The 2,979-nt window shown below is 56.6% G+C and carries 2 protein-coding genes; both read right to left on the reverse strand.

Annotated features, from left to right (window positions below; translation table 11 throughout):
- Window positions 1-473, reverse strand: a 473-nt coding sequence (locus P2G54_RS16420) for a PorP/SprF family type IX secretion system membrane protein (RefSeq protein WP_275872651.1), incomplete at its 3' end; no start/stop codon positions are given.
- Between the two features lie 12 nt (window positions 474-485).
- Window positions 486-2,979, reverse strand: a 2,494-nt coding sequence (locus P2G54_RS16425) for a gliding motility-associated C-terminal domain-containing protein (protein WP_275872652.1), incomplete at its 5' end; no start/stop codon positions are given.

Raw genomic sequence — 2,979 nt, forward strand, 5'->3', positions numbered from 1 at the left:
TTCGGCGTGAACGTGTTCACCCTCCCCATCGGAATCTCCGAGTCGGGATAGTCGTTCGGGTCCAGCTCGCTGCCGTCTATCGAATATTCCGAAAATCCGACACTGGCTCCCAAACCCAGGAACCCTTTGGAGCCGGTCTGTATCCTGTATGCGTAGGTCAGCAGGCCCCCAGTCGTCTTGGTAGGACCCAGCTGGTCGGACAGCACCGAAACCCCAAAACCCATCGTCCCCTCGTTCGCGCTCAGGTCAGCGGTCAGCGTGAAGGTCTTCGGAGCCCCGGGAAAGTTCACCCACTGGTTCCGGTAGGTCGACTGGATGTAGGGCTCGCCCTTGTAGCCCGCATAGCCCGGGTTCACATGCAACCCGTTGAATATGTATTGGCTGAACTGGGGGAGCTGCTGTCCAAAAGTCCCCCCGGTGGCCATCAAGGCCACCAGAAAGGTCATTCCAATGATTTTAAAAGTAGTTTTCATAACGCTTATTGGTTAGTCTTTGATTACTTGGATCCAGCCCTTGAAGGTATGCTCCCTTCCCGTGCTGTCTACCGCCGTCAGAACATAGAAGTAGGTACCCGCTACCTGGCCGTTGGCCGTCCAGTCGTTGCGGTAGTCATCCTGCTCCAGAACATGGTCACCGTATCGGTTGAAGATCGTGATGCTGTTGCTCACAAACTTGCCCAGTCCCTGGATCTCGAAGCTGTCGTTGTCACCGTCGTTGTTCGGCGTGATCACGTTCGGGATGTGGAACGGCTGGATCACCGTCACGTCGCTCGCCTGGTTGTCAGACTCGTCCGTATCCTCGGCATCCGCTCCAACAACTACCGTGTTGGTAACCGTACCCGCCGCACCGGCCTTCACCCTCACACGGAAGGTGATGCTCGCGTCCGCCGCGAAGAACGGTATCGTCCAGGTAACCCTGTTGCCCGTCACCGTCATGCTCACATCCGCATTGCTGCCGTTGCTCACTACCGTGGAGCTCACATAGCTCACCCCGTTCGGCAACTCGTCGGTCACCACCACGCTGTAGGCATCCGTGCCGCCTATGTTGCTCAGCACGATCTCGTAGTCAAACTCGTCTCCCTCGAACACCTCGTCCTGTAGGGCTTCCTTGGTGATGCTCAGGTTCACGTCGTCGTTCAGCAATCTGAAGATCACAACCGCATCGTCGCTGTTGTCAGGGAAGCGTACCTCACGGAGCGTATACTCCAGTCTGTACTCCCGCTGCTCGTTCACGCCCGGAATCAGGCTCAGCTCTCCGCTCTCGTCGATCAACAGACCGATCACGCCGTCCAGCTCGGTGAACTCGAAGTCCACGTCCGCAGGATCCGGACGCTGTCCGTCCAGCAAATCGTTGTCCAGAATGTTGCCCAGTCTGCCGCCGTAGCTCACAAAGTAGGTTCCAAAGTCATCGTCGTTGGCAATGATCTCGTTCGGTCCAACTCCCACAGTCACATCGTCCTGGTCCCCAACCTGGCTCTCATCCGGTGCCGTTGCGGTCACTGCCGCCACGTTCACCAAAGAACCGCTCAACAGGTCCTCACGGGTAACCGTGTAAACCGTCTCTATCGTCCTTACCTCATCCGGCGCCAATGTGCCAAGGTTCTCTTCCAATCCGGTCAACGGATCCGTTACCGTCACATCGGTCAGCGTCACGTTGCCCGTATTCGTAACCGTCAAGGTGTACACCACCTGTTCTCCGATCGCCTTGATCTCTGCCTTGTCGGCAGCCTTGGTGATCACCACGGAAGGCATAGGGTTGATCGGTGTGGTCACCTCGTCCACGTCCGTAGGGTTGTCGTCTCCCTGGTTCGGACTGTCTCCGGTAACCGATGCCTCGTTGGTCACGCTGCCGCTGTCCACGTCATCCTGGTCTACAGGGTAGGTCGTGTCAACCGACTTGCTCTCACCCGGCTTCAGTTCCCCGACGTTGATCACCAAACCGGTCTCGGTATCCACGATCGTCACATCGGTCAGCGTCACGTTACCCGTGTTCGTAACCGTGATCGTATACGTGATCTCCTCACCGTCCTCGGTGATGTTCGCATCATTATCTGTAATATCTATCTCAATGTCCGGGTTCTGGATCGCGGTAACTACCTCCTCGGCCTCGTCACTCACCTCCGTACCCGCAGGGGAAGTTCCCGCAGCAGCAGCCACGTTCACAATCTCTCCCGCATCCACATCATCCTGGGTCACCACATAGCTGGTCGGAATCGCAACACTCTCTCCAACTCCCAGTGTACCCACTGCATGATCCAATCCGGTCAACGGATCACTTACCGTCACTCCTGTAAGCGTCACGTTACCCGTATTCGTAACCGTCAAGGTGTACACAATCTCATCACCGGCCAACAGAACCTCTTCACGGTCCGCTATCTTCAAAAGGTCAATCGAAGGCAACTCGGTCACGCCTACAGTCACCGTATCCTCATCAGATACCGTAGTCTGGTCAGGAGCTGTGCCCATAGCCGTAGCAACGTTCACGATCTCTCCCGCATCCATATCAGCCTGGGTTACCGTGTACGTCGCCGTAGCGGTACCGGTCGCGCCCGGAGCCAGGGTAGATGGAGTCACCGCCAGATCCACAGATCCGGTCAATGCATCGTCTATTACTACATTAGTCAAGGTCACGTTGCCCGTGTTGGTAACCGTGAAGGTGTAAGTCACTACCTCACCGGCTGCAGATACACTTGACTTATCAGCAGTCTTCACCAAGTCGATGCTCGCCGCTTCAGTTACATCTATCGTTACGGTATCCTCATCGTTAACCGTAGTCTCGTCAGGGGCTGTACCCGTAGCCGTAGCAACGTTCACAATCTCACCTGCGTCCATATCAGCCTGGGTTACCGTGTACGTCGCCGTAGCGGTACCGGTCGCGCCCGGAGCCAAGGTAGACGGACTCACAGCCAACGCCACAGATCCGGTCAACGCATCGTCTATCACTACATTGCTCAGGGTCACGTTGCCCGTGTTGGTCACC

Origin of the sequence: Algoriphagus sp. CAU 1675, from assembly GCF_029222925.1 — a bacterium.
Lineage (GTDB): Bacteria > Bacteroidota > Bacteroidia > Cytophagales > Cyclobacteriaceae > Algoriphagus.